General features: G+C 60.1%; 23 protein-coding genes. 22 read left to right on the top strand and 1 reads right to left on the bottom strand.

The window, feature by feature from the left end:
- Positions 1 to 5: 5 nt before the first annotated feature.
- The 19 genes from ACR0E6_RS12890 to ACR0E6_RS12980 all read left to right on the top strand — a co-directional run bounded on the left by ACR0E6_RS12890 (position 6) and on the right by ACR0E6_RS12980 (position 21,007).
- Complete coding sequence (locus ACR0E6_RS12890) at positions 6 to 1,529, top strand: aldehyde dehydrogenase family protein (protein WP_480584012.1); 1,524 nt, start codon at positions 6 to 8, stop codon at positions 1,527 to 1,529.
- Positions 1,530 to 1,581: 52 nt separating this feature from the next.
- Complete coding sequence (locus ACR0E6_RS12895) at positions 1,582 to 2,832, top strand: ABC transporter substrate-binding protein (protein WP_480584015.1); 1,251 nt, start codon at positions 1,582 to 1,584, stop codon at positions 2,830 to 2,832.
- A gap of 97 nt (positions 2,833 to 2,929) precedes the next feature.
- Complete coding sequence (locus tag ACR0E6_RS12900) at positions 2,930 to 3,823, top strand: carbohydrate ABC transporter permease (RefSeq protein ID WP_480584018.1); 894 nt, start codon at positions 2,930 to 2,932, stop codon at positions 3,821 to 3,823.
- Positions 3,823 to 4,704, top strand: a complete 882-nt coding sequence (locus tag ACR0E6_RS12905) for a carbohydrate ABC transporter permease (protein WP_170622626.1) — start codon at positions 3,823 to 3,825, stop codon at positions 4,702 to 4,704. The genes ACR0E6_RS12900 and ACR0E6_RS12905 overlap by 1 nt, the downstream gene beginning before the upstream one ends.
- A gap of 6 nt (positions 4,705 to 4,710) precedes the next feature.
- Positions 4,711 to 5,823, top strand: coding sequence for an ABC transporter ATP-binding protein (locus ACR0E6_RS12910; RefSeq protein ID WP_480584021.1), 1,113 nt, complete (start codon positions 4,711 to 4,713; stop codon positions 5,821 to 5,823).
- Positions 5,820 to 7,310, top strand: a complete 1,491-nt coding sequence (locus tag ACR0E6_RS12915; RefSeq protein WP_480584024.1) for a GMC oxidoreductase — start codon at positions 5,820 to 5,822, stop codon at positions 7,308 to 7,310. Before ACR0E6_RS12910 ends, ACR0E6_RS12915 begins: the two co-directional genes overlap by 4 nt.
- Positions 7,307 to 8,065, top strand: a complete 759-nt coding sequence (locus ACR0E6_RS12920; RefSeq protein WP_480584027.1) for a 3-ketoacyl-ACP reductase — start codon at positions 7,307 to 7,309, stop codon at positions 8,063 to 8,065. Before ACR0E6_RS12915 ends, ACR0E6_RS12920 begins: the two co-directional genes overlap by 4 nt.
- A gap of 17 nt (positions 8,066 to 8,082) precedes the next feature.
- Positions 8,083 to 9,675 carry a GMC family oxidoreductase gene (locus tag ACR0E6_RS12925; RefSeq protein WP_480584030.1) on the top strand — a complete coding sequence of 531 codons (1,593 nt, stop codon included), beginning with the start codon at positions 8,083 to 8,085 and terminating at the stop codon, positions 9,673 to 9,675.
- Positions 9,672 to 9,980, top strand: coding sequence for a Dabb family protein (locus tag ACR0E6_RS12930; RefSeq protein ID WP_170622621.1), 309 nt, complete (start codon positions 9,672 to 9,674; stop codon positions 9,978 to 9,980). Before ACR0E6_RS12925 ends, ACR0E6_RS12930 begins: the two co-directional genes overlap by 4 nt.
- Before the next feature lie 4 nt (positions 9,981 to 9,984).
- Positions 9,985 to 11,154: a dihydrodipicolinate synthase family protein gene (locus ACR0E6_RS12935; protein ID WP_480584034.1), complete on the top strand. Its 1,170-nt coding sequence runs from the start codon at positions 9,985 to 9,987 to the stop codon at positions 11,152 to 11,154.
- A 5-nt stretch (positions 11,155 to 11,159) separates the two neighbouring features.
- The gene (locus tag ACR0E6_RS12940; protein ID WP_480584037.1) at positions 11,160 to 12,170 is read left to right on the top strand and encodes a LacI family DNA-binding transcriptional regulator; all 1,011 of its coding nucleotides are present in this window, start codon (positions 11,160 to 11,162) and stop codon (positions 12,168 to 12,170) included.
- An 80-nt stretch (positions 12,171 to 12,250) separates the two neighbouring features.
- Entirely contained in the window at positions 12,251 to 13,270 is a 1,020-nt protein-coding gene (locus ACR0E6_RS12945) for a GlxA family transcriptional regulator (RefSeq protein WP_480584040.1), read from the top strand.
- A gap of 109 nt (positions 13,271 to 13,379) precedes the next feature.
- The gene (locus tag ACR0E6_RS12950; RefSeq protein ID WP_480584043.1) at positions 13,380 to 14,519 is read left to right on the top strand and encodes an aromatic ring-hydroxylating oxygenase subunit alpha; all 1,140 of its coding nucleotides are present in this window, start codon (positions 13,380 to 13,382) and stop codon (positions 14,517 to 14,519) included.
- Between the two features lie 106 nt (positions 14,520 to 14,625).
- Positions 14,626 to 16,173 (top strand): choline-sulfatase, encoded by a 1,548-nt coding sequence (gene betC, locus ACR0E6_RS12955; RefSeq protein WP_480584046.1) that lies wholly within the window; start codon positions 14,626 to 14,628, stop codon positions 16,171 to 16,173.
- Complete coding sequence (locus ACR0E6_RS12960; RefSeq protein WP_170630514.1) at positions 16,163 to 16,957, top strand: SDR family oxidoreductase; 795 nt, start codon at positions 16,163 to 16,165, stop codon at positions 16,955 to 16,957. The genes betC and ACR0E6_RS12960 overlap by 11 nt, the downstream gene beginning before the upstream one ends.
- Positions 16,958 to 16,960: 3 nt before the next feature.
- Positions 16,961 to 17,896, top strand: a complete 936-nt coding sequence (gene kce, locus ACR0E6_RS12965; RefSeq protein ID WP_480584049.1) for a 3,5-dioxohexanoate:acetyl-CoA acetone transferase — start codon at positions 16,961 to 16,963, stop codon at positions 17,894 to 17,896.
- Between the two features lie 12 nt (positions 17,897 to 17,908).
- A complete protein-coding gene (locus ACR0E6_RS12970; protein ID WP_480584052.1) occupies positions 17,909 to 19,330 on the top strand; it encodes an aminobutyraldehyde dehydrogenase in 1,422 nt (473 codons plus the stop codon).
- Positions 19,323 to 20,072 carry an SDR family NAD(P)-dependent oxidoreductase gene (locus tag ACR0E6_RS12975; protein WP_480584055.1) on the top strand — a complete coding sequence of 250 codons (750 nt, stop codon included), beginning with the start codon at positions 19,323 to 19,325 and terminating at the stop codon, positions 20,070 to 20,072. Before ACR0E6_RS12970 ends, ACR0E6_RS12975 begins: the two co-directional genes overlap by 8 nt.
- On the top strand, positions 20,072 to 21,007 hold the full coding sequence (locus tag ACR0E6_RS12980) for a 3-hydroxyacyl-CoA dehydrogenase NAD-binding domain-containing protein (protein WP_480584058.1): 936 nt from the start codon (positions 20,072 to 20,074) through the stop codon (positions 21,005 to 21,007). The genes ACR0E6_RS12975 and ACR0E6_RS12980 overlap by 1 nt, the downstream gene beginning before the upstream one ends.
- Positions 21,008 to 21,094: 87 nt before the next feature.
- On the opposite strand, the gene ACR0E6_RS12985 is transcribed toward ACR0E6_RS12980, so the two are convergent.
- Entirely contained in the window at positions 21,095 to 22,063 is a 969-nt protein-coding gene (locus ACR0E6_RS12985) for an ABC transporter substrate-binding protein (RefSeq protein ID WP_170622611.1), read from the bottom strand.
- Positions 22,064 to 22,404: 341 nt separating this feature from the next.
- Between ACR0E6_RS12985 and ACR0E6_RS12990 the strand changes: the two genes are divergently transcribed.
- The 3 genes from ACR0E6_RS12990 to ACR0E6_RS13000 all read left to right on the top strand — a co-directional run bounded on the left by ACR0E6_RS12990 (position 22,405) and on the right by ACR0E6_RS13000 (position 26,681).
- Complete coding sequence (locus ACR0E6_RS12990) at positions 22,405 to 24,423, top strand: CocE/NonD family hydrolase (protein WP_480584061.1); 2,019 nt, start codon at positions 22,405 to 22,407, stop codon at positions 24,421 to 24,423.
- A gap of 159 nt (positions 24,424 to 24,582) precedes the next feature.
- Complete coding sequence (locus tag ACR0E6_RS12995) at positions 24,583 to 25,617, top strand: ABC transporter permease subunit (RefSeq protein WP_170630519.1); 1,035 nt, start codon at positions 24,583 to 24,585, stop codon at positions 25,615 to 25,617.
- 11 nt (positions 25,618 to 25,628) lie between these two features.
- On the top strand, positions 25,629 to 26,681 hold the full coding sequence (locus tag ACR0E6_RS13000; protein WP_170622608.1) for a betaine/proline/choline family ABC transporter ATP-binding protein: 1,053 nt from the start codon (positions 25,629 to 25,631) through the stop codon (positions 26,679 to 26,681).
- The last annotated feature ends 44 nt before the right edge of the window (positions 26,682 to 26,725 follow it).

A 26,725-nucleotide genomic window follows, 5' to 3' on the forward strand; every position in this document is an offset into this window, starting at 1 on the left:
CGCATATGAAAGACCTTACGATCAACCCTGCGATCCCGTTCGCGCTGCCCGAAATGTTCGAAGGCCGCCATCTGATCAATGGCGCATGGCAAAGCAGCGCGTCAGCTGAGACGTTCGAGCGTCGCTCGCCCTCGCACGGGCATGTCGTCAGCCGGTCGGCACTTGGCGGCGCGGCAGAGGCCGAAACGGCCATCGCGGCAGCCCGAACCGCATTTGACAGCGGCGTCTGGAGCCGCGCGTCGGGCAAAGACCGCGCAACAGTACTGCTGAAAGTTGCGGATCTGATCGAGCAGAACGTCGACCGTATCGCCCTGATCGAAACACTGGAAAGCGGCAAGCCGATCAGCCAGTCCAAGGGTGAGGTTGGGGGCGCCGCCGATCTGTGGCGCTATGCAGCGTCGCTGGCCCGCAGCACCCATGGCGACAGTCACAACACACTGGGCGCTGACATGATGGGTGTGGTTCTGAAAGAGCCCATTGGCGTTGTCTCGATCATCACCCCGTGGAATTTCCCGTTCTGGATCCTCAGCCAGAAACTGCCCTTTGCGCTGGCCGCAGGCTGCACGGTGGTTGTGAAACCCTCTGAAATGACGCCCTCGACCACCATCATGCTGGGCGAGTTGTTGATCGAAGCTGGACTGCCCGCAGGGGTGTGCAACATGGTACTGGGCTATGGCGTGCCGGTTGGCAGCACGCTCTCTGCCCATGACGACGTGGATATGGTCAGCTTCACGGGCTCGACCGCCGTGGGCAAAACCATCAGCAAGACGGCATCGGATACGCTCAAGAAGGTTGCGCTGGAACTGGGCGGCAAGAACCCACAGGTGATCTTCCCTGACGCCAATCTGAATGCGGCCGCAGATGCGGTGGTGTTTGGCGTCTATTTCAACGTCGGCCAGTGCTGCAACTCCAGCAGCCGCATCATCGTGCACGAAGATATTGCCCAGGCGTTTTCGACCAAGATTGTCGAGCTGTCCCGCAAGGTGAAGTTCGGCGATCCGCTGGACCCCAGCACTCAGGTCGGGGCCATCGTTACAGCCGAGCACAACGCCAAGATCGACGCCTATGTGAAACAGGCGCAGGATGCAGGCGCGACCATTGCCCTTGGCGGGGACCGCCTGACCGTCGATGGGTTGGGCGATCAGTTCTACCAGCCAACCATTGTGACAGATGTTCAGCCCGACATGCCCATTGCACGGGATGAGGTATTCGGACCGGTTTTGTCGGTTCTGACCTTCAAAACACTGGACGAGGCCATCGCCCTGACCAATGATAGCGCTTACGGTCTGTCCGCCGGGGTCTGGAGTGACGACGTTCACACCTGCCTGGAATTCGCCCGACGCGCCGAAGCGGGAACGGTCTGGACCAACACCTGGATGGACGGGTTCCCCGAAGTGGCCTTTGGGGGCGTCAAACAATCCGGGCAGGGGCGGGAAATCGGACGCTACGGGTTCGAGGAATTTTTCGAGGTTAAATCGGTGGTCATGCGCATCGGCAACAGCCGTGCGCCCTGGGTGCCGCAAGACTGACCGGCGGGAAGCGAACCGCCGGAACCAAGATCGCATTAAGGGAGGAAACAAAATGCGTAATCTGTTGAAGACGAAATCTCTGATTGTGGCCGGGTTGCTGTGTACGACCAGCTTGGCGCAGGCGGAAGAGGTTGAGGTGCTGCACTGGTGGACCTCGGGTGGCGAGGCCGCAGCGTTGAACGTTCTGAAAGATGACCTGTCTGGCCAGGGTGTCGGCTGGACCGACATGCCGGTTGCCGGTGGCGGCGGTGAGCAGGCGATGACCGTTCTGCGCGCGCGTGTGACAGCAGGCAACGCGCCAACGGCGGTTCAGGGTCTGGGCTTCGACATTCAGGACTGGGCCGCGCAGGGGGCCTTGGCCGATCTGAACGAAGTGGCCGCGCAGGAAGGTTGGGACGATGTTGTACCGGACGCGCTGAAGGCCTTTGCCAAGCATGACGGCAAGTGGGTTTCGGCCCCTGTGAACGTGCATTCAACCAACTGGGTCTGGGCCAACAAGGCGGTTCTGGATGCAAACGGCATCGCTCAGCCCACCAATTGGGAAGAATTTGTCGCCGCTGTTGAGGCGCTGAAAGCCGCCGGAGTGACCCCGATTGCCCATGGTGGTCAGGCCTGGCAGGACGCCACGATTTTCGACGCCGTGGCCATGTCGACATTGGGTCCGGATGGCTACAAAGCCGCTTTCATCGATCTGGATGAAGAAGCCCTGGGTGGTGACGCCATGAAAGAGGCGTTCGACCGCATGGCCTTTATCCGCGAAAATGTGGATGAGAACTTCTCGGGCCGTGACTGGAACCTGGCGACTGCGATGGTCATCAACGGCGAGGCCGGTTTCCAGATGATGGGCGACTGGGCCAAGGGTGAGTTTCTGAACGCAGGAAAAGTGCCCGGTCAGGACTTCCTGTGCTTCCGCTTCCCCGGAACGGCAGATCAGGTCACCTTCAACGCGGACCAGTTCATGATGTTCGATCAGGGCGGTTCTGTTTCGGCAGAACAGGCGGCGCTGGCCAGCGCGATCCTGTCACCGTCGTTCCAGTCGGCGTTCAACGTGGTGAAGGGCTCGGTTCCCGCGCGGACCGATGTCAGCGACGCCGACTTTGATAACTGCGGCAAGCAGGGCATGAAGGACCTGGCGGCGGCTGCATCCTCGGGCAACCTGTTCGGATCGATGGCCCATGGTCACGCAGCCCCTGCCTCGGTCAAGAACGCGGTCTATGACGTCGTAACGGCGCATTTCAACGGTGAGTACGACAGCGAAACCGCTGTGGTCGAACTGGTCGACGCCGTTTCCATCGCCAAGTGATCACCTGATCCTCCCGACGGGGCGGCAAACGCGCCGCCCTGTCACCAGCGGGCACATCCCGCGCCTTAGACACCCCCGACTTGAAGGAGGGCGCGCCATGGCAACTTCAGCCGACGCGGATTTCAAGACACGCCTTCAGAACTGGATCCCGAAACTGGTCCTGTCACCGTCGCTGGCGATGATGCTGGTCTTTGTTTACGGGTTCATTCTGTTCTCGGTCTACCTGTCCTTTACCGACAGCCGCATCCTGCCGACCTTTGGATGGGTCGGATGGGAAAACTACGACAAGCTTTGGCGCCTGAGCCATTGGGAAACCTCGCTGATCAACATGGGGATCTTCGCGATCCTGTACATCGTGATTTGCACCTGTATCGGCCTGGGTCTGGCGATCTTCCTCGACCAGAAAATCCGCGGCGAAGGGCTATTGCGCCCGATCTACCTCTATCCCATGGCGCTGAGTTTCATCGTCACGGGCACCGCGTGGAAATGGTTTCTGGACCCCGGTATCGGGCTGGAAAACGTCATGCACACATGGGGTTGGACCAGTTTCGAATTCGACTGGATCAAAAACCGCGACTACGCGATCTATACGGTTGTTCTGGCCGCCGTCTGGCAGACCAGCGGCTTTGTGATGGCCATGTTTCTGGCCGGGCTGCGCGGCATCGACAACGAAATCCTGCGCGCGGCACAGATGGATGGGGCCTCGAACTGGAACCTCTACCGCCGGATCATCATCCCGCAACTGCGCCCGGCATTCCTGTCGGCCTTCGTGATCCTCAGCCACCTTGCGATCAAGACGTTTGACCTTGTGATTGCATTAACCGGCGGCGGACCGGGACGCGCAACCGAATTGCCCGCGACCTTCATGTATTCCTACACGTTCACCCGGAACCAGATGGGGATCGGTGCAGCTTCGGCCACGATCATGCTGATGACCATCGCAGCGATCATGATCCCCTACCTCTACGCCGAATTGCGGGAGAAACGCTGATGTCCCAAGCAACTCAGGATACCGCAATCCGCACCGGTCGGGTCACGCGCACGCTGATCTATGTGGTGCTGATCCTCTTCTCGCTGTTCTACCTTCTGCCGCTTTACGTGATGCTGGTGAATTCGGTGAAACCGTTGGAAGAGATCACCGGCGGCGGCATGATGAACCTGCCGCAGGTCTTCACGTTGGAGCCTTGGCTGAAAGCGTGGTCCTCAGCCCAGATCGGTGTCGATCCGACAGGGTTGAAGCCCTACTTCTGGAACTCGATCAAGATGGTGGTTCCGGCCGTGATCGTCTCGACCATTCTTGGCGCGCTGAACGGCTATGTGCTGACCAAATGGCGTTTTAAGTATGACACCATCCTGTTCGGTCTGATGCTGTTTGCCTGCTTCATTCCGTTCCAGATCGTTCTGATCCCGATGGCGCGGATGCTGGGCCTGATGGGTCTGGCGGGCACCACCTGGGGTCTGGCCCTAGTGCATGTGGTCTACGGGATCGGCTTCACCACGCTGTATTTCCGCAACTACTACGCGGTCTTCCCGACCGAGTTGATCCGGGCGGCGCAGATCGACGGGGCAGGGTTCTTCCAGATCTTCTGGCGCATCCTGTTGCCCAGTTCCGGGCCGATCGCGGTGGTGTCGATCATCTGGCAGTTTACCAACATCTGGAACGACTTTCTGTTTGGTGCGTCGTTTGCCGATGCCAACAGCCAGCCGATGACGGTGGCACTGAACAATCTGGTGCAGTCGTCAACTGGCGTGAAGGAATACAACGTTCATTTCGCAGGGGCCATTCTGGCGGCCCTGCCAACTCTGCTCGTCTATATCGTGGCCGGACGGTACTTCGTCCGCGGCCTGATGGCGGGTTCCGTGAAAGGATAAGGCCTGATGGGTTTTCTGGACATAGACAACGCGACCAAATCCTACGGATCGGTCGAGGTTCTGCACAAGGTCGATATCTCGGTGCAGGAGGGGGAATTTCTGGTGCTGGTGGGCCCCTCGGGCTGCGGCAAGTCGACCCTGCTGAACATGATCGCGGGGCTTGAGGACATCACCAGCGGCGAGATTCGTATCAAGGACACCGTAATGAACGGGGTGCATCCGTCGAACCGCAACATCGCCATGGTGTTCCAAAGCTACGCGCTTTATCCCAACATGACCGTGGGCCAGAACATCACCTTCGGGCTTGAGATGCACGGCGTCCCCAAGCCCGAACGCGACAAGGCGATGCACGACGTCGCCACGCTGCTGCAGATCGAGCAGTTGCTGGACCGCAAGCCCGGTCAATTGTCTGGCGGTCAGCGTCAGCGGGTCGCCATGGGCCGCGCATTGGTGCGGGAACCGGATGTGTTCCTGTTTGACGAACCTCTGTCCAACCTCGACGCCAAACTGCGTGTCGATATGCGGACCGAGATCAAGAAGCTGCATCAGAACCTTGGCACGACCATCGTTTACGTAACCCACGACCAGATCGAGGCGATGACCCTGTCCAGCCGCATCGCGGTGATGAACGGCGGCTATGTGCAGCAATTGGGAACCCCGCAGGAAATCTATGACACCCCGGCCAATATCTTTGTTGCAACCTTCATGGGCTCGCCCGCAATGAACGTGGTGCCTGCGAAAGTGACCGTGCTGAACGGTCGTCCTCATGCCGAGGTTGCCACCCATGACGGATCGATGGCGCAGTTGCCATTCAGTCAGGACAATCTGGCCGAATGGGACGGGCGTGAGATCCTGTTGGGCATCCGTCCCGAAACCATCACCGATATGGATGGGGCGGATCGCAAATCCTCGAACATTGCGCAGATGACCAACCGGATTGTCGTCACCGAACCCGCAGGCTCGGACACGTTTGTGTCGATGCAACTGGGGGGCCGGGATGTGATCGCGCGGATGCGCTCGGACGCTGAGGTCGCGCCGGGGCAGGATTTCGACTTTGCCGTCAATATGGAGAAGGCCGTGGCCTTTGACCCAGAAAGCGAGATGCGGATCACTCCGTGACAAACCCGGACGTCATAATCATCGGATCGGGGGTCGGAGGGGCGACGCTGGCCGCAACGCTGGCCCCCTCGGGCCGCCGCATTCTGATCCTTGAACGCGGCGACTATCTGCGCCCTTCGCCCGTGGATCGGGACCCCAAGGCGATCTTTGAGGATGGGCATTTCCGCCCCGACGAAACCTGGCTGGACGGCAAAGGGCAGCCTTTCAGTCCGGGCAACTATTACTGCGTCGGCGGCAACTCGAAATTCTACGGTGCCGCCCTAATCCGCTACCGAGCCGAGGATTTTGAACCGCGCCAGCATATGGGCGGTCGCTCTCCTGGCTGGCCTCTTCGCTACGGAGATCTGGAACCGGACTACACGGCGGCTGAACAGCTTTATGCAGTGCGCGGAACAGCCGATGAGGACCCGACTGAGCCAACGCATAGCGGCGCTTACCCGTATCCTCCTGTGGCCGATGAGCCTGACATCGCGGATCTGCGCGCGCGTTTGCGCGGGGCGGGGTTGTCGCCCGCATCGGTCCCTTTGGGGGTGGATATCGACCGCTGGCTTTCGGCCGGGCAAACCACGTGGGATGCGTTTCCGAACACCTGCGGTGGCAAAATGGACGCGGAAACCTGCGCTCTGGCGGATGCCCTGAAGCACGAGAATGTCGAACTATTGACGAACGCACCCGCCAAAAAACTGCTGAGCGACAAAGACGGGCACATCACAGGTGTTGAGGTCAAGGGGCACGGTACCCTGCACGCGCCGGTGATCGTGTTATCTGCAGGGGCTGTTCAGTCCGCCGCGCTGTTGTTGAAATCCGCCAATGACAATTGCCCCGCCGGATTGGCGAACCGATCCGATCAGGTTGGGCGCAACTTCATGAACCACAATTGCTCGGCGGTTCTGGCCTTGCATCCGCTGCGCCGCAACCGCGCGGTCTATCAAAAGACGTTGATGTTCAACGACTACTACAATGATGACGGGAAGGGCGGTGCGCCCTTGGGCAATATACAGATGCTGGGCAAGATCACCGGGCCGATTCTGGCATCCCAGCCCGGTATACCCGGTCCGATTGCGACAATGATCGCAAACCGCAGCTTTGATTTCTATGCGATGTCCGAGGACCTGCCCAATCCGGACAGCCGGGTAACAGTCGAAGGTGATCAGATCCGGCTGGACTGGAAACGCTCGAACTGGCAGGCGCATGAGGCACTGGTGGCCAAGCTGAAACAGCACCTGCGCCGAGCCGGGTTTCCGATTGTCCTGTCGCGGCCCTTCGACCGGCGCACGCCCTCGCATCAATGCGGAACGGCCCGGATGGGGCAGGACCCGGCCAGCAGCGTGGTGGACCCGTTCTGCCGCAGCCATGACCACCGGAACCTGTTCATCGTTGACGCCTCGGTCCTGCCGACCTCGGCTGCGGTCAATCCGGCCCTGACCATCGCGGCGCTGGCCTTGCGCGCCGGTCGCCACATCTTAGAGACGGAGTTTGCAGCATGACCGGAGTTGCTTTGGTCACAGGTGGCCAGCAAGGCATCGGCCTTGGAATCTCGCGCGCCTTGATCGCGGCTGGGTACAAGGTGGCGCTGGCGTCACGGTCTGCCCCGGACAAACCGGTGGTCCGGAACGCTTTGTCCGAATTGGGACCGGGCGCGATCTATGTGCAGCATGATGTGTCCCAGATCGATCACGTGCCCGCCTTGCTGGATCAGGTCGAGGCCCAGCTGGGACCGATCACCACCCTGATCAACAACGCAGGCGTCGGCGCGCCGGTGCGGGGAGATATGCTGGACCTGAAGCCCGAGAACTGGGATTTCGTGCAAAACATCAATCTGCGCGGTGCCTTCTTTCTGGCGCAAGAGGTCGCGCGGCGGATGTTGGCGCAGCCTCAGGACAGCTATCGCTCGATCACCTTTGTCACCTCGGTCAGCGCCACGATGGTGTCTATCGAGCGCGCCGAATACTGCGTATCCAAGGCCGCCGCCGCGATGATGGCGCAGCTGTTTGCGGTGCGCATGGCCCCGCATGGGATCGGCGTTTTCGAACTGCGCCCCGGCATCATCGCCACCGAAATGACGGCTGGTGTGCGTGACAAATACACCGACCGGATCGAAGGCGGGTTGGTCCCCGCCGCGCGGTGGGGTGAGCCGCAGGATATCGGCGCGGTCATCGTTCCCATCGTGGACGGCCAGATGCAATTCGCCACCGGGGCCGCGATCCCCGTGGATGGCGGGCTTTCGATCTCGCGCCTGTAAGGAACTCAGAGGACAAGATGTCTGAAGGATATGATTTCATCGTGATCGGCGGCGGCTCGGCAGGTTCGGTCATTGCGGCGCGCCTGTCCGAAGAACCCGAGGCCAAGGTATTGCTGCTTGAGGCCGGGTCTTCGGATCGCCATCCGTTTTTCCACCTGCCCGCAGGCTTTGCCAAGATGACCAAAGGCATTGGCAGCTGGGGCTGGTCGACGGTGCCGCAGAAGCATATGCAAAACAAGGTGTTCAACTACACCCAGGCCAAGGTGATCGGCGGCGGGTCGGCAATCAATGCCCAGATCTACACACGCGGTGCTGCGCAGGATTATGACGACTGGCGGCAGATGGGATGCGAGGGCTGGGGCTATGACGATGTCCTGCCCTATTTTAAGAAGTCCGAGGACAACGACAGCTACGACAATGAGTTCCACGGCAAAGGCGGCCCGCTGGGCGTGTCGATGCCCGCCGCGCCTTTGCCGATCTGCGATGCCTATATCAGGGCCGCCGAGCAGGTTGGCATCCCCGAAACGCGGGATGTGAATGGTGCGAAACAGGACGGGGCCGGGTATTACCAGCTGACCCAACGCAAGGCGCGACGGTCCTCGGCGGCGATGGCGTTTCTGGCACCCAATCGGAACCGTCCGAACCTGACTGTGCGTACGGACGCTCAGGTCCGTCGGATCACGGTCGAGAAAGGACGGGCAACCGGCGTTGAGATGATGAGCGGCGAAAAGATCTCTGCCGCGCGCGAGGTGATTTTGTCCTCCGGTGCCATCGGCTCACCCCGCCTGTTGCAACTGTCCGGGATCGGACCAGCAGGTCATCTGGAAAGCCTCGGGATCAAGCCGGTCTATGACCAGCCACAGGTTGGGGAGAATCTGCAGGACCACCTCGATCTCTATTCGATTTGCGAGGTCACTGGCCCGCATACCTATGACCGCTTCGCCAAGCTGCACCTGTCGGCTTGGGCCGGGTTGCAATATCTGTTCACCCGCAAGGGGCCGGTGGCGTCCAGCCTGTTTGAAACCGGCGGCTTCTGGTACGCCGACCCCGACGCCCGGTCGCCCGACATTCAGATGCATCTGGGGCTGGGCACCGGGATCGAGGCCGGGGTCGAAGCGATGCCCAATGGCGGCGTCACCCTGAACGCCTGTTTCCTGCGGCCCCGGTCTCGGGGGACGGTGCGATTGCAAAGTTCCGATCCCGCAGCAATGCCTTTGATCGATCCGAACTATCTGGCCGATCCCTATGACCGAGAGATGTCGATCCGGGGTCTGAAACTGGTGCAGAACATCCTCGCGCAGGATGCGTTGAAGCCATATGTTCTGGCGGAACGTCTGCCCGGTCCGACTGTAAAGACCGAGCAGGAGTATTTCGACTTCATCTGCGTGCATTCCAAAACCTCGCACCACTGCGCGGGCACCTGCCGCATGGGCAATGATGCCGAGGCTGTTCTGGACCCGCGCCTGCGCTTCAACGGGATCGAGGGTCTGCGCGTGGCCGACGCCTCGATCATGCCAACGGTCAATTCTTCGAACACCAACGCGCCCACGATCATGATCGGCGAGAAAGCCGCCGACATGATCAAGCAAGATCAAGGATTTACGCAATGATCCGTCATATCGTTCTGACGAAATTCCGCCCGGATGTGACCGAAGAGACGGTCGCCCAAATCTACAATGGACTGGCCAAGGTGGCCGAAGCTCTGCCCGGTGCCAAAGGCTTCACCGGGGGCCGCAGCCAAAGCCCGGAACAGATCGAACGCGGCTATATGCATGGGTTTGTGATCGATTTCGACGATTGGGACGCTTTGGCGACCTATCAGGCGAACGAGGATCACAAGGCGTGCGGGGCGCAACTGGTCGCAAACGCCGTGGGTGGAATCGACGGCATTCTAGTTCTGGATCTGGAGGTCTGAGACAATGACATTGATATTGCCAAACCGCGACGGCCAGTTGGAACCTTATGCTCTGACCGGAACGCCCTTGATCCCCCACGCGCCGCAGGTACCGTTGACGCGCACCGCATTCGCGGCCGCACATGTGGTCTCGGACCCGCTGGCCGAGCGAAACCCGTGGGATGGTCGACCGGCGGTAGACTGGGACGCGACCCTGAACTTCCGACAGGGTCTGTGGGATCAGGGCCTTGGGCTGGCCGAGGCGATGGACACCGCCCAACGCGGCATGGGCGTGGATTGGGAGACCGCGCTGGAACTGATCCAGCGCACGATGGTGGCCGCCAAAGCGCACCCCCTGTCGCCACGCGTTGCCTGCGGGGCCGGGACGGATCATGTGCCCATGGGCGCGCTAAATACGGCCGGGGAAATCCTGTCCGCTTATGAACATCAAGCCGAGGCGATCGAGGCCGCCGGTGGTCAACTGATCCTGATGGCCTCGCGCGCCTTTCCGGCCATCAATGCTGGGCCGGACACCTATCACGACGTCTATCGCGCGCTGATCGACGGGGCGGCGAAACCGGTGATCCTGCATTGGCTGGGCGATATGTTCGACCCGGCCCTGACCGGCTATTGGGGCAGCACGGATGTGGATCAGGCCAGCGAGTTTGTGCTGTCTTTGATCGCTGAGAACCCATCCAAGGTCGACGGCATCAAAATCTCACTGCTCGATCAGGCGCATGAAGAGACGTTTCGCAGGCGCCTGCCGGACGGCGTGCGCCTCTATACCGGGGATGATTTCAACTATGCCGATCTGATTGCTGGGGACGGAGACCACTATTCTCACGCCTTGCTGGGCATCTTTGCGGCGATCGCTCCGGCGGCCTCTCAGGCGCTTGAGGCGCTGGCGCAGAACGACATGGATCGCTACCACGCGCTATTTGCGCCAACCGTGCCGCTCAGTCGCGAGATCTTTCGCGCGCCGACGCGGTTCTACAAGGCCGGGATCGCCTATCTGGCCTGGCTGAACGGCGCGCAGTCCCATTTCATCATGCCCGGCGGGTTCCAATCCAGCCGCGACATCTGTCATTACGCCGAAGTGTTCCGGCTTGCGGATCAGGCGGGTTTGCTCTCGGACCCGGATCGGGCTACAGCGCGGATGACAACATTGCTGAGCATGCACGGGGTAGACCAATAGACTGAATGCGCAGACCGACGATCATAGATGTCGCCAACAAGGCGGGGGTGTCGAAATCCACGGTCAGTCTTGTGTTGCAGGGCAGCGCGCAGGTCAAAGAGGAAACCCGAACGCTGGTTCACGCAGCGATGAAAGAGATCGGTTATGTATATAACCGATCCGCAGCCAATCTGAGGTCAACCGGGAACGCCCTGATCGGGTTGGTGATCAACGACCTGACCAACCCGTTTTTCACCGAATTCGCCACCTCGCTGCAAATGGCATTGGGGTCGCGCGGCTATGCGGTGGTGGTCGCAAACACCAATGAAGACCCCGCGATTCAGGATCAGGTGGTCACGGCCATGTTGGAACACGGGGTCTCGGCCCTGATCCTGTCGCCTGCTTACGGGGATGTCTCGAAAACGCTTGAGGCGGTTGAGCGTGCCGGCATCCCGATGATGCAAGTTCTGCGTCAGGTGGAAGGCGATAACGGCAAATACCCATTCATCGCACCCGATTACCGCGCCGGTGGACGGGTTGCGACCCGTCATTTGCTGGAGACCGGCGCGCGCAAGATTGCCTTTGTTGGCGGGCTGGAAGGCAGGCAAGTCACGCAGGAACGGATCTCGGGCTATCTTGAGATCGTGCAGGAGAATGGGCTGCAACCGGTTGTCGTAACAGGAAAATCCACCCGCGCTTTTGGTCACGCGGCGGCGGCGGACCTGTTCAGGGATCACCCGGATTGCGACGCCGCCTTGTGTTTCAACGATCTGGTCGCGTTTGGCATGATCAACGCCTGCCACGAGGCGAGGGTCGCGATTGGTGCAACTTTTCAGATCATCGGCTTTGACGACATTCAGGAAGCCTCGGAATGCTGGCCCGCCTTGTCGACGGTGCAGTGCGGGGTTGGTGATTTTGGGAAACAGGTGGCGGACACAATCTTGCGTTGGCTTCAGGACGATGACGTACCAGCGGCGCTGACCCAAACCCCGGTGCGTTTGGTTTACCGTCAGACCACAAAGGATCTGAGCAAGTAACCAATTTCGCCAAAACTTGCGGGAATGGCGGATGTGTTTTACGCTTTATCGCCGTTATTTTCGCGAAATTGGCCATCTGAATGTCACAGCCATCCGATCAGATTCGAATTCGGGTCATCGTGACCCCCAGCTTCAATATGGCTGCGACCATGGGGTTCATCGATCCGTTTCGGGCTGCGAATTATCTGGAGGGCGCGGCCCATTACAGCTGGGAACTTGTGTCGGAAACCGGCGGTCCATGCGTGGCCAGCAACGGCATCAGCATCGAGACTCAAAGCCTGAAAACCGCCTCTGCCCAGCCGGTGGATTTTCTGATCGTCTCTTCAAGCTGGACCCCGGAGGAGCATGGCTCGGACCAAATTCAGGCCGCCCTGCGCCGCGCCGCCCGGCAGCAGGCGACACTCGGCGGGATTGATACAGGTGCATTCATCATGGCCGAGGCCGGGCTTTTGCGCCATCGCCGGGCGACCGTGCACTACGAACATATCGACGCCTTTCGCGAGCTTTATCCGGATGTCGATTGCACCGAGGCGCTGTTCGAATTCGATGGCGACCGCATCACCTGTTGCGGCGGATCCGCCTCGTTCGATTTCGCGTTGCAAATACTGCAGGGCATACATGGCAACGCGCTGGCAAACGCTGCCGCGCGATATGTGTTTCACCCCAGCCTGCGCGAACGCGGCACCCCGCAGAACCCGCAATTCATGGAACCATTGGGGGCCAAGATCCCCGATACCGTGCGCAACGCCATCCGGGCAATGGAAGACAACCTGGAAGAGCCGCTGACTATTGGCGAGATTTGCAAGGCGGCGCAAATTTCGCAGCGGCAGCTCAACCGCCTTTTTGCCCAGCATCTGAAGAAAACGCCGGTGCTGTATTATCGTGACATTCGGCTGGACCGGGCCCGTGGGCTGGTGACACAAACAACCCTTGCCATGTCCGAGATCGCGTTCGCCTGCGGTTTTTCCAGTCAGGTCCATTTCAGCCGCGCCTATAAGGACCGGTTTAGTCTGCCCCCGATGCGGGACAGAATCGAAGGCCGTATCCCCTTCGAATTCCGCGCCTGGCCAATGCATCGTAAACACGGCGCGTCCAGTTAAGGCCAAATGTTGGCGAACCATGTAAAGTACCGGTCGATTTTTCTCGGCTAAATCACTCTACCCAGCGGAATTGCACGCGCGCCTGCGTGCGCTTTGGATGAGGATCACCATGACTGAATTGCCATCGGCCAAAGAGTTTGCGGAAATCGGCAGAGGCTATGATCAAAGCCCGTCCCGCTCGCTGTCATTGCGCAAGGAAGCCTATGTCGAGCAGATTTGGCACAATGCCGATCTGGAAGCGATCATTGCGAAGACGTGGCAATGGGTGTGCCATGTCGAAAAGGTCAGGAAACCGGGCGCGTATACGACCGTCGAGGTCGCGGGCAAGCCCATCGCCGTCGTGCGCGACAAGGACGGCGTGCTGCGCGCGTTTTACAATGTCTGCAAACACCGCGCGCATGAGCTGCTTTCAGGCGATGGCAACACCACGCGCATCATGTGCCCATATCACGCCTGGGTCTACAAGCTGGACGGCAATCTGGTACGCGCACCGCATACCGAGCAATTGCAGGACTTCAACCCAAAGGACATCTGCCTGGATCAGGTTCAGGTCGAAGAGTTCTGCGGTTTTGTCTATGTGAATCTGGACCCGACAGCGCAGTCTCTGGCCGAAACAACCGGCGATCTGGCGACCGAGATCAAGCACTGGGCCCCGGATATCGAAGATCTGACCTTCGCGCACCGTCTGACCTATGACATCAAGTCGAACTGGAAGAACGTGGTCGATAATTTCCTTGAATGCTATCACTGCCCGACTGCGCATAAGGACTTTTGCGATTTGGTGGATATGGATACCTACAAGGTGACCACCCATGGCATTTATTCCAGTCATATGGCGGATGCGGGGAATACGGCCAACAGTGCCTATGATGTCTCGAATGCGACGGTTAGAACGCACGCGGTTTGGTGGCTGTGGCCCAACACCTGCATCATGCGCTATCCGGGGCGGTCGTCGATGATCATCATGAACGTCATCCCCGCCGGACCGAATCGCACGCTGGAAACCTATGACTTTTTCCTCGAAGAGACGACGCCGAACGAGGCGGAACTCGACACCATCCGCTATCTGGATGAGGTTCTGCAGGTCGAGGATATCAACCTTGTCGAAAGCGTTCAGCGTGGGATGAATACGCCCGCTTTCACGCAGGGCCGTATCGTGGATGACGCCAATGGCTCGGGGCAATCGGAACATGCCGTGCATCATTTCCACGGTCTGGTTCTGGATGCGTACAAAGCGGCGGCCCGATGACAGGTATTCCGTCTTCAACCCGACCAGGCGCTAAGCCGATGCGATACGAACCGCCCCCAACCCCCGCCTGACACAAGGGATCAGCGGCTTTTACGGGAGGGGCATCGTGCCAAATCAGCCAAACATCGTGATCATCATGGCAGACCAGCTGGCACCGCATTACTGTGGTGCCTACGGTCACAAGATTGCAAAAACTCCGCATATGGACGCACTTGCGGCACGGGGTATGCGGTTTGATGCGGCCTATTGCAACTCGCCGCTTTGCGCGCCTTCGCGCTTTGCGTTCATGTCGGGGCAGTTGATCAGCCGGATCGCCGCCTATGACAACGCATCCGAGTTCAAGGCGACAGTGCCGACCTTTGCGCATTACCTGAAATCGCTGGGCTATCGCACCTGTCTGTCGGGCAAGATGCACTTTGTCGGACCGGACCAGAAACATGGGTTCGAGGATCGCGTGACCACAGATATCTACCCCTCGGATTTCGCATGGACGCCCGATTGGGAAGCGCCGGATGAGCGGATCGACAAATGGTATCACAACATGCAGACGGTCAAGGAAAGCGGCTTCGCCGTCGCAACCTTTCAGACCGACTATGATGATGAGGTTGGCTTTGCCGCCCGCCGTTGGCTGATCGACCGGGGCCGGGATCGCGCGGCCGGCGATGATGCGCCCTTTGCCATGGTGGCCAGCTTCATCCATCCGCATGACCCTTACGTCGCCAAGCCCGAATTCTGGGACCTCTATTCCGACGATCAGATCGACATGCCTGACTTCGTGCTGTCGCCCGAGGAACAGGACCCGTTCTCGCGCCGGGTTATGGACGGGATCGAGGCCAGCTATGTCCCCCTGACCGAGGAAGAAATCCGCCGCGCCCGCCGCGCCTATCTGGCCAATGTCAGCTATTTTGACAGCAAGATCGGCGAGATGGTCAAAACGCTGGAGGACATGGGTGAGCTCGACAACACGATCATCATCGTGGCCGCGGATCACGGCGATATGCTGGGCGAACGCGGGCTGTGGTACAAGATGAACTTCTTTGAACCCTCGGCGCGAGTGCCGCTGATCATGGCAGGCCCCGGCGTGGCACAGGGGGTTGCGGCCAATGCCTGCTCGCTGGTCGATATGCTACCCACATTGGTCGAGATCGCCGGTGGAGATGACACCATGTTTGGCGAACCGGTCGATGGCCGCAGCCTGATGCCTTTGGCGCGGGGCGAGGCCGATCCGGTGGACGAGGCCATTGGCGAATACTGCGCCGAGATGACGCCCTCTCCGGTCTTCATGATCCGACGGGGGCCTTTGAAATACATTCATTGCGACCCCGATCCGCCGCAGCTGTATGATCTGGCGAAAGACCCGTTGGAAAAGACCAACCTTGCGGCCGACCCGGCCTATCAGGCGCAGGCTCAGGCCTTCGCCGCCGAGGTTGCCGCGCGATGGGATAGCGCGCAATTGCGGGCTGACGTGATCGCGACGCAAAAGTCCCGCCGCGCGCTGCATGCCGCGATGGAGGCCGGGGCCGGTGAGCACTGGGATTACAACCCGCCCTCGGATGCCAGCCAGCAATATGTACGCAATCACATGGATTGGACGGTGGCCGCCGACCGCTACCGCTTTCCTCCGCTAAAAAAGGGCAAGATGGATGAAACTTGACAGTAAGGTCGCACTTGTCACAGGCGGGCGCGGCGGCATCGGGCGCGCCATTGTCGCGCGGTTCCTGCGCGAAGGGGCCACGGTCTATGCCGCTGATCTGACGGCGCAGGGATCGCTGGACGCCCATGACGATGACGGCAGCCGGTTCGTGCCAATGAACGTGGCCGATGAAGATGCCGTAAAGGCCGCAATGGCGCAGGTTCAGGCCGAATGCGGAAAGCTGGACATTCTGGTCAACGCTGCCGGGATCGAGATCGAAAAGACCATCGAAGACACCACGCTGGAAGAGTGGAACCAATCCTTCGCGGTCAATTGCACCGGCACGTTCCTGACCTCAAAACACGCTCTGCCGTTGCTGCGGGCGGCGGCCAGATCCGGGACCAGCGCCTCGATCATCAATTTCGGCTCCTATGACGGGTTCATCGCCGATCCCGGCCTCGCCGCCTATTGCGCCACCAAGGGCGCGGTGCACGCCCTGACCCGCGCCATGGCCTGCGATCACGGCCCCGAAGGCATCCGCGTAAACGCGATCTGCCCCGGCTATATCGACACGCCGATGTTGCAGAGTTTCTTCACCGGTGACGGCTCGGGCGGCGGTGGCAAGACCATCGACCAGTTGCAACAGGCGGTGCGCGATGTGCACCCGATGCGCACCTATGGCACCCCCGAAGACATCGCCAATCTGGTGAACTGGCTGGCCAGTGATGAGGCACGCTATGCCTCGGGGCAGCTATGGGTTTTGGATGGCGGTCTGTCCGCGCAAGTGCAGCAGATGAGGTTGTAATCCATGGCAAAGCAGAAATCCGTCATCATCACCTGCGCCCCGACCGGTGGCATCCACACGCCCACCATGTCGGAACACCTGCCGATCACCCCGACCCAGATTGCAACGGCCAGTATCGAAGCGGCTGAGGCCGGAGCCTCGATCATCCACCTGCATGCGCGTGACCCCGACACCGGCAAGCCCGACCCGAACCCCGATCTGTTCATGGAGTTTCTGCCCCGCATCAAACAGGCCACCGACGCGGTGATGAACGTCTCGACCGGTGGCGGCCTGGGCATGACGCGCGAGGAACGTCTGCGTGCCGCCACCCGCGCCTCGCCCGAGATGGCCAGCATGAATATCGGTTCGATGAATTTCGGCATCTTCCCGATGAAAGACAAATACTCGAACTGGAAACACGCGTGGGAGCCCGAGTTTCTGGACATGACCCGCGATTTCATCTTCCGCAACACCTTCGCAGATATCGAATACTGCCTGAAAGAGCTGGGGCGGGGCCACGGCACCCGGTTCGAGTTCGAATGCTACGATCTGGGCCACCTCTACAACCTGGCCTGGATCCGGGATCAGGGCTGGATCGACGGGCCGATTTTTGTGCAGATGGTGTTTGGCATTCTGGGCGGCGTCGGTGCTGATCTGGACAACCTGATGCATATGCACACCATCGCCAACAAGCTGTTCGGGGATGATTATGAATGGTCGGTTCTGGCCGCCGGACGGCACCAAATACCCTTCACCACGCAAAGCGCTTTGCTGGGCGGCAATGTGCGCGTCGGGATGGAGGACAGCCTTTATATCGGCCCCGGCGAAAAGGCAGTGTCCAGCGCGCAGCAGGTCAACAAAATCCGCAGCATCATAGAAAATCTCGGCCTTTCGGTCGCAACCCCGGCTGAGGCGCGTTCGCGACTGGGCCTGAAGGGCGGCGATCAGGTGGCGTTCTGAGGAGAGGTTACAATGCAGACAAAAATGCTGATCAACGGCGAACTGGTCGAAGGGCAGGGCGCTGCGATCCCGGTTCTGAACCCGGCAACCGGCGAAGAGATTTGTGCCATCAACGCCGCCACGCCCGAGCAGGCCGATGCAGCCGCCGCAGCCGCGCATGAGGCGTTCGACACTTACGGTCAGACCAGCCCGGCGGAACGTTCGGAATTGCTGACCAATATCGCGACTGTGCTACAGGATCACGCCGAAGAACTGGCCGAGTTGGAAAGTCTTGACGCGGGCAAACCATGGCCCTCGGCCTTAGACGATGAAATGCCGTTGACCTTGGACACGTTCAAGTTCTTCGCCGGTGCCGCGCGCACCATGGCCGGGGTGACGGCGGGCGAATATGTGGCAGGCCATACCAGCATGATCCGCAAGGACCCGGTAGGTCCGGTCGCAGCAATCGCACCATGGAACTATCCGCTGATGATGGCCTCGTGGAAACTGGCCGCGCCTTTGGCGGCGGGGTGTCCTGTGACCCTGAAACCCTCGCAATTGACACCGCTTTCGACCCTGCGCGCGGCGCAGTTGATCGCCGATGTTGCGCCCAAAGGCGTGGTGAACGTACTGCACGGGTCAGGGCGCGAAATCGGCGACCGGATGATCAATGATCCACGGACCGAGGCGATCTCGATCACCGGCTCAACCGCAACCGGGTATGAGGCGATGAAAGCCGCGTCGCGCAAGATCCGCCATGTGCATCTGGAACTGGGCGGCAAAGCCCCAGTCATCGTGTTCGAGGATGCCGATATCGACGCGGTGGCCGAGACGGTGCGCTATGGTTCGTTCTTCAACGCCGGGCAGGATTGCGCACAGCCCTGCCGGTTGCTGGTCGCGGATGAGGTCTATGACAAGGTGGTCGCTGCCGTGGTCGATCAGGTCGGGCAGATCAAGGTCGGCGCGCAAAAGGCCGAAGGGACCGAGATGGGCCCGATCATCTCGGCCACACAACGCAACACCGTGGCCGGTTTCGTGGACCGCGCCCGCGACACGTGCGAAGTTGTAACGGGCGGCAACATGATCGACGGCCCGGGCTTTTTCTATGAACCGAGCGTTCTGGCCAACGTCCCGCATGATGCCGAGGTGTTCTGCACCGAAATCTTCGGCCCCGTCGTGACCATCTCGCGGTTCAGTACCGAAGAAGAGGCCCTGAGGGTCGCCAATACCGGCCCGTTTGGGCTGGCCTCGTCGGTCTGGACCAACAATACGGGCCGCGCGATGCGGATGAGCGCCAAGCTGCGCTATGGGTTCACTTGGGTAAACACCCACGGCGTGGCGACGCCCGAGATGCCTTGGGCCGCTATGAAATCCTCGGGCACAGGCTGCGATATGAGTGTCTTTGCGCTGGACGCCTATACCGCAGTCAGACATGTGATGATCGCCCATGGATAAGCAAACCGCACTTGTGACAGGCGGAAGCCGGGGCATCGGGCGCGCCATCGTCGATCAACTGGTCTCGGACGGGTTCAACGTCGTAACCTGCGGACGCGGCGCACGGCCCGAGGGCCTGCCCGAAGCGGTCATGTGGGTCACTGCGGACGTCTCCAAAACCGCCGATGCCTCGCGGCTGTTCGACGACGCCAAAGCGGCCTTTGGCCCGGTTGCCCTGTTGGTCAACAACGCAGGTGTGCAGGTCGAAAAGACCATAGCCGACAGTGACGATGCCGACTGGGATCTGGTGATGAGCGTCAATTGCAAGGGCGTGTTCAACATGTGTCGCGCGGCGCTGCCGGATATGAGCGAGCATGGCGGCAATATCATCAATATCGGCTCGATCTCGGGCATGATCGCGGACCCGTCGATGGCGCTTTACAACGCGTCCAAGGCATGGGTTCACGGGCTGACACGCTCGATCGCGGTGGATCACGGGCCCAAGGTGCGCTGCAATGCGATCCGGCCCGGCTGGATCATGACCGAGATGGCCGAGGATGGGTTCGCGTTGGCGCAAGACCCCGACAAAGCCATGGCCGACGCGCTGGCCCGTCATCCGGTGGGCCGGTTCGGCCAACCGCAGGATGTCGCCAATATGGTGTCATGGCTGGCCTCTGAGAAAGCCGCCTATGTCAGCGGTGAATGTTTCACGGTGGATGGCGGCATGACGGCTGCCTCACCCCTCAATCCGGGATTGTTCTGATGGAATTTCAACACACTGCCTGTCTGGGCGGCGGCGTCATCGGTGCCAGCTGGGCCGCGCTGTTTCTGGCCTCGGGGTGTTCGGTAGCGCTGTTTGATCCGGCCCCGACGGTCGAGACCTCCGTGCGCGAGTACATCGAGATGGCCTGGCCCACACTGACCGAACTGGGCCTGACCAAATACGGCAACCCGGATGCGATCCGATTTCACCCAAGCGCCGCCGCCGCAGTTGAGGGCGCGGACTTCGTGCAGGAGAACGTGCCCGAGCGTATCAACATCAAGCACGCAACCTTTGCCGAGATCGAACCGGTGCTGAACCCGAACGCCATCGTGGCCAGTTCAGCCTCGGGCCTGACGCTGGGCCAGATGCAGGGCGGCTGGGCCAATCCCGCCCGCTTTGTGCTGGGTCACCCGTTCAACCCCCCGCATCTGATCCCGCTGGTCGAGGTGATGGGAAATGACCGAACCGATGCCAGCGCCGTGGACGGGGCCGAGCGGTTCTACGAAGCTGTCGGCAAGGTCACAATCCGGGTGAACAAGGAACGACCGGGCCATGTGGCCAATCGCCTGCAGGCGGCGATCTGGCGCGAAGCGATCAGCCTTGTGATGGATGGGGTCGCCTCGGTCGAGGATGTGGACAAGGCCGTTTGGGCCGGGCCGGGGCTGCGATGGGCGGCGATGGGGCCAACCATGCTGTTCAACCTCGGCGCGGGAGAGGGCGGTCTGCGCGCGTTTTGCGATCATTTCTCGGACACGTTCAATGGCTGGTGGGACGATCTGGGCCAGATCCATCTGGACGAATCCGTCGCCCAACACCTGATCGCGGGCGTCGGCGAGGCCGCGAAGGGCCAAAGCCCGGCGGAGTTGTCCGCCAAGCGGGACGCATTGATCCTTGCGATGCAAAAAGCCACAACGGGATTGCGCGATACAAGCTAAGAAAAAGCGCCGCTCAACACGCGGCGCTTTCTTTACTCTCACATCCCTCCGGACACTCAAGCAGCCGGAGGGATCTGACAAACTGGCTTACTGAAGCAGCGCCGACAGGTTGCCGCGCGCATCGTCATTCAGCCATTCCGACCATGTGTCCTGATAGTTGGTCAGGAAGTAAACGGCGGCCTCGTCATAAGATGCGCCATTGTCATCCTGCCAGGCCAAAACCGTGCCCATCTGATCGTTCGAGAAAGACATCTTCTTGAGGAACTCAACCACGTCCGGCTCACGCTCCAGCAGGGACGGGGCCACGGCGGTCACAACCTTGGCGGTCGGATAGGCGGACAGCACCGGGTTTGCGCATTCCGGGTCACCGTTGCAAGTATGCGCATCCTGATCGAAGGGTGCGGTTTCGACCTGAACCATCGGATACTTGCCAAGAACCGAAGTGGGCGCCCAGTAGTAGCCAAACCAGGGCTCTTTCGCCGCATAGGCCGCCGCGATTGCGGTGGCCAGCGTTTCACCGGACCCGTGCTGGAACCGCTCAATCCCGTTCTCGGTCATGTTGAGCGCTTTGAGGTTGTTGTTGTTCACCACATCACAGGCCCAACCCGACGGGCAGTCATGGAACCGGCCACCGACCAGTTCAGGATTGGCCAGAATGCCTTCGACCGTAGTCAGTTCGGGGTGCTCTTCGGCCAGATAGGCCGGAATCCACCATGCCTCGACCCCGCCATCAGCCAGAACATTCGCCAGTTCGACAAGTTTGCCGTCGGCGCGCAGCTCTTCATAAACCGGTGACGAGTTGGTCCACAATTCGGTCAGGATGTCAGGCTCGCCGGTTTCCGCAATCGACGCCATCGCGGGCGTGGTCGAGGACGGAACAGCAGCAACCGTGCAGCCATATCCGTTCTCAAGCAGGAATTTGGCCACCGCAGTTACAACCGCGGACGAGGCCCAGTCCATTTCAGTGATCGAAACCTCACCGCAATCGGCCAGAGCCGTGGTTGCGCTGAACCCGGTCGCAAGAGCCGATGCAGCCAGTAGTGTCTTGAGTTTCATTGCTTTCTCCCTGTAGCAAGATTCGTTTTTATCATGCGCCATTATTATCGAGCGCTTCTGGCAATTGAACCGCTAGATTGCATCAATTGCCGTTCTGTCATTTTTCTCAGACAGTCGCCGAATTAACATAATCAGTCATATCGCTGTTCGCTGATCAAACCGCCGACCCGGTTGGTTTCCCTTTGGCGGGTCCTGCACGAGGGCGGAGGAATTCAAAATTGACATAAGTGCCCAAGCCAAAAATGCTGACCGACAGGAGGAATCACGATGGTGCACCGAAACCTGTCCGTGGGCTGGAAGCCACTGGAGTCTCAACCCGCAGCAGGAAGGCGGGTGCCCGCATGAACATCGTTTCTGATTTCCCCAATCCCGTCCGCGAAATTTATCACACTGAAATCGCTATGTCCGATGGATGCAGATTGGGTGCACGGATCTGGATGCCCGAAAACGCCGAGGCGCAACCGGTCCCTGCGATCTTTGAATTTCAACCTTATCGCAAGAACGACATCATGGCCGAAAGGGACGTGACACTGTACCCGTACCTCGCGGGTCACGGATACGCCGTGGTGCGGGTTGACCTGCGCGGCAGCGGGGATTCCGAGGGCGTGTTGACCGATGAATACACACCGCAGGAACTTCAGGACGGGTGCGAGGTGATTGCATGGATCGCTGCGCAGACCTGGTGCGACGGCAAGGTCGGCATCACCGGCAAGTCCTGGTCCGGGTTCAACGGGCTGCAAATCGCTGCGTTGCAACCCCCGGCGCTGAAGGCGGTGATGACGCTGTGTTCGACCGATGACCGCTATGCCGACGACATCCACTATTCCGGCGGCTGCGTGCTGGGTGAGCAACTGACCTGGTCCTCGACGATGTTCGGCAAGAACACCATGCCGCCGGACCCGGCAAATGTCGGTGATCGCTGGCGCGACATGTGGCTGGACCGGCTGCGCGGCTCGGGCCTTTGGCTGAAGACATGGATGCAGCATCAAACCCGCGATGACTATTGGAAACATGGCTCGGTATGCGAGGATTTCTCGCGCATCCGCATTCCGGTCTTTGCAGTCTCGGGCTGGGCCGACGGGTATTATCCGGCGGTCTTTCGGATGATGGAACATCTGCAAGGGCCGCGCAAAGGGCTGATCGGACCATGGGCACATGTGATGCCAAACGCTGGCGATCCGGGGCCGCAAATCGGGTTCCTGCAAGAGGTTCTGCGCTGGTGGGATCATTGGCTGAAAGGCCGCGACACCGGCATCATGGAGGAACCGATGCTGCGGCTATATATGCAGCATAGCGCGGATCCGGCAGCGGCAATGGAACGTCGTGAAGGCCATTGGGTGGCCGAGGAAACCTGGCCATCGCCTTCAATCGGTGCAAACCATTGGTATTTCGATGAAAATTTTGGACTTTCACCGATCCCGCGCAGCGCGGGCAGGGTGCCTGTCAATTCGCCGGTCATGGTTGGCGGCAATGCCGGTTTCTGGTGCGCCTTTGCCAGCGACGGCGATTTACCCGGCGATCAACGGCGCGACGACGCCGTGTCGGTCTGTTTCGACAGCAATCGCCTGACCGAACCATTTGAAATCGTCGGCCAACCGGTTCTTCGTCTGGCTTTCACTTCGGACAAACCCGTGGCCCAGATCGCAGCGCGTCTGAATGAGGTGTTGCCCGATGGAACATCCTCTCGTGTGACCTATGCCGTTTTGAACCTGACCCATCGCAATGGTCACGAAAGCCCTGAACCTCTGGTACCGGGGCAGGACTATGAGATCGAAATCCCTTTGCGCGCCATCGCGCATCGGTTCGGGGCAGGCAGCCGCATCAGGATCGCGCTTTCGACACAGTATTTCCCACTGATCTGGCCCGCGCCGGAAGCCGCGACACTGGAGCTGAAGCTTGAAAACTGCCGCCTGACGCTGCCGGACAGACAGCCAAACCCAATCGACGAAACGCTGCATGAGTATCCGCCGGCCGCGCAGGCCCCGGCGCTGGAAACCGAAATGCTGGAAGCGGCCGAAGGCGGGCGTTGGATGACCCATGATGTGGTCAATGGCGTCACAACCGTGGTTTCACAACACGCAACAGGCCGGTACCGGATCGTCGAAAACAACCTTGAACTGAGCGTGCAGGGCCGGGAATCCTTCAGCGCATCGGACCATGACCCCGAAGGCGCTGTGGGCCAAACGACGTGGGTCTATGAAATGTCGCGCGGCGACTGGTCCATTCGCACTGAAACCGGGGTCAGTATGACTGCCCGCCTGACGGACTGGCAGATCAAGGCAAGCCTGCGCGCCTTCGAAGGTGACAAGCTGGTGCACGAAGACCATTGGGACGAAACCGTGCCCAGACACCTGAACTGACGCAGATGCAGCACATCTGAGATTGATTTGCAAAGACGCCTCGCATCGCTGGTGAAACGTTGCTGCTCGGGCTAAGGTTTGCGCACAAATACAACAATAAAACTAGTCCAACACCGGGCCGCGTCTTCGCTGGCCTGACCCGGAACGCAGAGGGGTACAATGGCAACTTACGATTGGCTATTCAGCACGCTTGGCCTTACGGAATGGTGCAATGCCGGAAAGACCGGCGGCGAACAGCTTTCACTCACAGATCTCATGGCGCAGGTCAAAGGTAGCGAAGCCAAGACCCCCTGGTATGAAACGCCGTTCCCGTCTTTGGATGCGCTGCACGATGCCTGCCCGGCCATCGCCCAGACACGGGACATGACATCGGGGGTCGAGAATGGTTTTCTGGCAATCAAGGATGGTCTGAAATTCATTCTCGATCCGCTCACGCAACCGCTCAGCTGGATGCTGGACGGGTCGCTGTGGCTGTTTCTGGCAATCCCGTGGTTCATCCTGATCCCGCTGATCCTGATCGGCACGCATCTGGCGGTGCGCAAGGCGTCGGTCACCATACTGGTTGCCGTGACCTTCCTGTTCATGGCCTTCATCGACCATTACACATTCGCCGTCCAGACCTTGTCGATCATCTTTGTCTGCACCTTCCTGTGCGTCCTATTTGGCGTTCCGATCGGAATCCTTATGTCGAAATCGGACAAGACGCAGAAATCGGTCATCCCGATCCTGGATATGCTGCAAACCCTGCCCAGCTTTGTCTATCTGATCCCGCTGATCTTTCTGTTCAGCGTCACGGAATCCAAACTCTACGGTATTGCCATCATCCTTTATGCAATTGTGCCGATCATCCGCCTGACCGATCTGGGTATCCGTCTGGTCAACAAGGACGTGATCGAGGCGGCAGATGCATTTGGCATGACCGCGCGCCAGAAGCTGTTCAAGGTCGAAATCCCGCTGGCCCTGCCCAACATTATGGCCGGTCTGAACCAGACGATCATGATGAGCCTGGCAATGGTTGTTATCGCCTCGCTGGTCTCGGCCCCCGGTCTGGGTGTTCTGGTCCTGCGCGGCATTCGCAACCTCGAACTTGGGGTTGGTCTGGTATCGGGCTTCTGCATCGTTCTGCTGGCAATCCTGCTGGACCGTGTGTCCAAGGCCGCCCTGTCGCGCGTCGACGAATCCACGCATCATTAAGGAGGCATGATATGACCAAGACCCCGATTGTCTCCATCAAAGGACTGTACAAAATCTTCGGTGCAAACCCGAAATCGGTGATGCCTCAGGTTCTGCAAGGCATGGACAAGGCCGAACTGCTTGAGAAACACCAGCACGTGCTGGGCCTGCGTGACATCAATGTCGACATGCAGGAAGGTGAGATCACCGTGATCATGGGCCTGTCCGGGTCGGGGAAATCGACCCTGATCCGGCACCTGAACCGCCTGATCGAACCCACGGCAGGCAGTATCGATGTGCGCGGCGAAGATGTGCTGAGCTATGGCGAACAGCGCCTGCGCGATCTGCGGCGCAACGTGATGTCGATGGTGTTCCAGAAATTCGCGCTGTTGCCGCATCGCACGGTCGAGGAAAATGCCGCCATGGCCCGCGAAGTGCGCGGCGAAAGCCATGACGAACGTCTGGCAGAGGCCCGAAAGTGGCTGGCCCGCGTCGGTCTGGCCGGGTTCGAAAAGCGCTATCCGCACCAATTGTCGGGCGGTATGCAGCAGCGGGTGGGGATCGCCCGCGCCCTGGCCTCGGACAGCCCGATCATGTTGATGGACGAGGCGTTCTCGGCGCTCGATCCGCTGATCCGGACCGACATGCAGGACCTGTTGCTGGAGCTGCAAAAGGACCTGCACAAGACCATCGTGTTCATCACTCATGATCTGGACGAAGCGCTGAAACTGGCCGATCACCTGGTGATCCTGAAAGACGGCTACGTGGTCCAACAGGGTGAACCGCAGCATATCCTGCTGAACCCGAACGATCCGTATATCGAGGATTTCGTCAGCGACATTAACCGTGCCCGCGTTCTGCGCGTCCGGTCCGTCATGCACCCGATGAATGGCGAGACCGATTTCGCCGGGGTGGTCGATGTGGACGACAACCTTGAGCACCTGATCGGCCTGTCCGGCGGCGACACCTACAAGACCTACAAGGTACAATCCAACGGGCAGGATGTGGGCGTTTTGGACATGAAGGATCTGGTGCGGGCACTGGTGCCTTCCGCCGCATCCGAAAGCGCATCACGCCGCATTTAGGGGCAAAACCCCCGAAATCCGTGGCCGTTTTCCCGGCCACGGAT

It is taken from the genome of Ruegeria sp. AP12 (genome assembly GCF_056540025.1).

Excerpts from the sequence above, each read along its gene's own strand:
- ACR0E6_RS12970 (WP_480584052.1), top strand. The coding sequence starts at position 17,909 with ATGCAGACAAAAATGCTGATCAACGGCGAACTGGTCGAAGGGCAGGGC.
- ACR0E6_RS12990 (WP_480584061.1), top strand. The coding sequence starts at position 22,405 with ATGAACATCGTTTCTGATTTCCCCAATCCCGTCCGCGAAATTTATCAC.
- ACR0E6_RS12945 (WP_480584040.1), top strand. The coding sequence starts at position 12,251 with ATGTCACAGCCATCCGATCAGATTCGAATTCGGGTCATCGTGACCCCC.
- ACR0E6_RS12980 (WP_480584058.1), top strand. The coding sequence starts at position 20,072 with ATGGAATTTCAACACACTGCCTGTCTGGGCGGCGGCGTCATCGGTGCC.
- ACR0E6_RS12930 (WP_170622621.1), top strand. The coding sequence starts at position 9,672 with ATGATCCGTCATATCGTTCTGACGAAATTCCGCCCGGATGTGACCGAA.
- ACR0E6_RS12920 (WP_480584027.1), top strand. The coding sequence starts at position 7,307 with ATGACCGGAGTTGCTTTGGTCACAGGTGGCCAGCAAGGCATCGGCCTT.
- ACR0E6_RS12925 (WP_480584030.1), top strand. The coding sequence starts at position 8,083 with ATGTCTGAAGGATATGATTTCATCGTGATCGGCGGCGGCTCGGCAGGT.
- ACR0E6_RS12935 (WP_480584034.1), top strand. The coding sequence starts at position 9,985 with ATGACATTGATATTGCCAAACCGCGACGGCCAGTTGGAACCTTATGCT.
- ACR0E6_RS12905 (WP_170622626.1), top strand. The coding sequence starts at position 3,823 with ATGTCCCAAGCAACTCAGGATACCGCAATCCGCACCGGTCGGGTCACG.
- ACR0E6_RS12910 (WP_480584021.1), top strand. The coding sequence starts at position 4,711 with ATGGGTTTTCTGGACATAGACAACGCGACCAAATCCTACGGATCGGTC.
- ACR0E6_RS12900 (WP_480584018.1), top strand. The coding sequence starts at position 2,930 with ATGGCAACTTCAGCCGACGCGGATTTCAAGACACGCCTTCAGAACTGG.
- ACR0E6_RS12995 (WP_170630519.1), top strand. The coding sequence starts at position 24,583 with ATGGCAACTTACGATTGGCTATTCAGCACGCTTGGCCTTACGGAATGG.
- kce (WP_480584049.1), top strand. The coding sequence starts at position 16,961 with ATGGCAAAGCAGAAATCCGTCATCATCACCTGCGCCCCGACCGGTGGC.
- ACR0E6_RS12950 (WP_480584043.1), top strand. The coding sequence starts at position 13,380 with ATGACTGAATTGCCATCGGCCAAAGAGTTTGCGGAAATCGGCAGAGGC.
- ACR0E6_RS12975 (WP_480584055.1), top strand. The coding sequence starts at position 19,323 with ATGGATAAGCAAACCGCACTTGTGACAGGCGGAAGCCGGGGCATCGGG.
- ACR0E6_RS12890 (WP_480584012.1), top strand. The coding sequence starts at position 6 with ATGAAAGACCTTACGATCAACCCTGCGATCCCGTTCGCGCTGCCCGAA.
- ACR0E6_RS12960 (WP_170630514.1), top strand. The coding sequence starts at position 16,163 with ATGAAACTTGACAGTAAGGTCGCACTTGTCACAGGCGGGCGCGGCGGC.
- ACR0E6_RS12985 (WP_170622611.1), bottom strand. The coding sequence starts at position 22,063 with ATGAAACTCAAGACACTACTGGCTGCATCGGCTCTTGCGACCGGGTTC.
- ACR0E6_RS12940 (WP_480584037.1), top strand. The coding sequence starts at position 11,160 with ATGCGCAGACCGACGATCATAGATGTCGCCAACAAGGCGGGGGTGTCG.
- ACR0E6_RS13000 (WP_170622608.1), top strand. The coding sequence starts at position 25,629 with ATGACCAAGACCCCGATTGTCTCCATCAAAGGACTGTACAAAATCTTC.
- ACR0E6_RS12895 (WP_480584015.1), top strand. The coding sequence starts at position 1,582 with ATGCGTAATCTGTTGAAGACGAAATCTCTGATTGTGGCCGGGTTGCTG.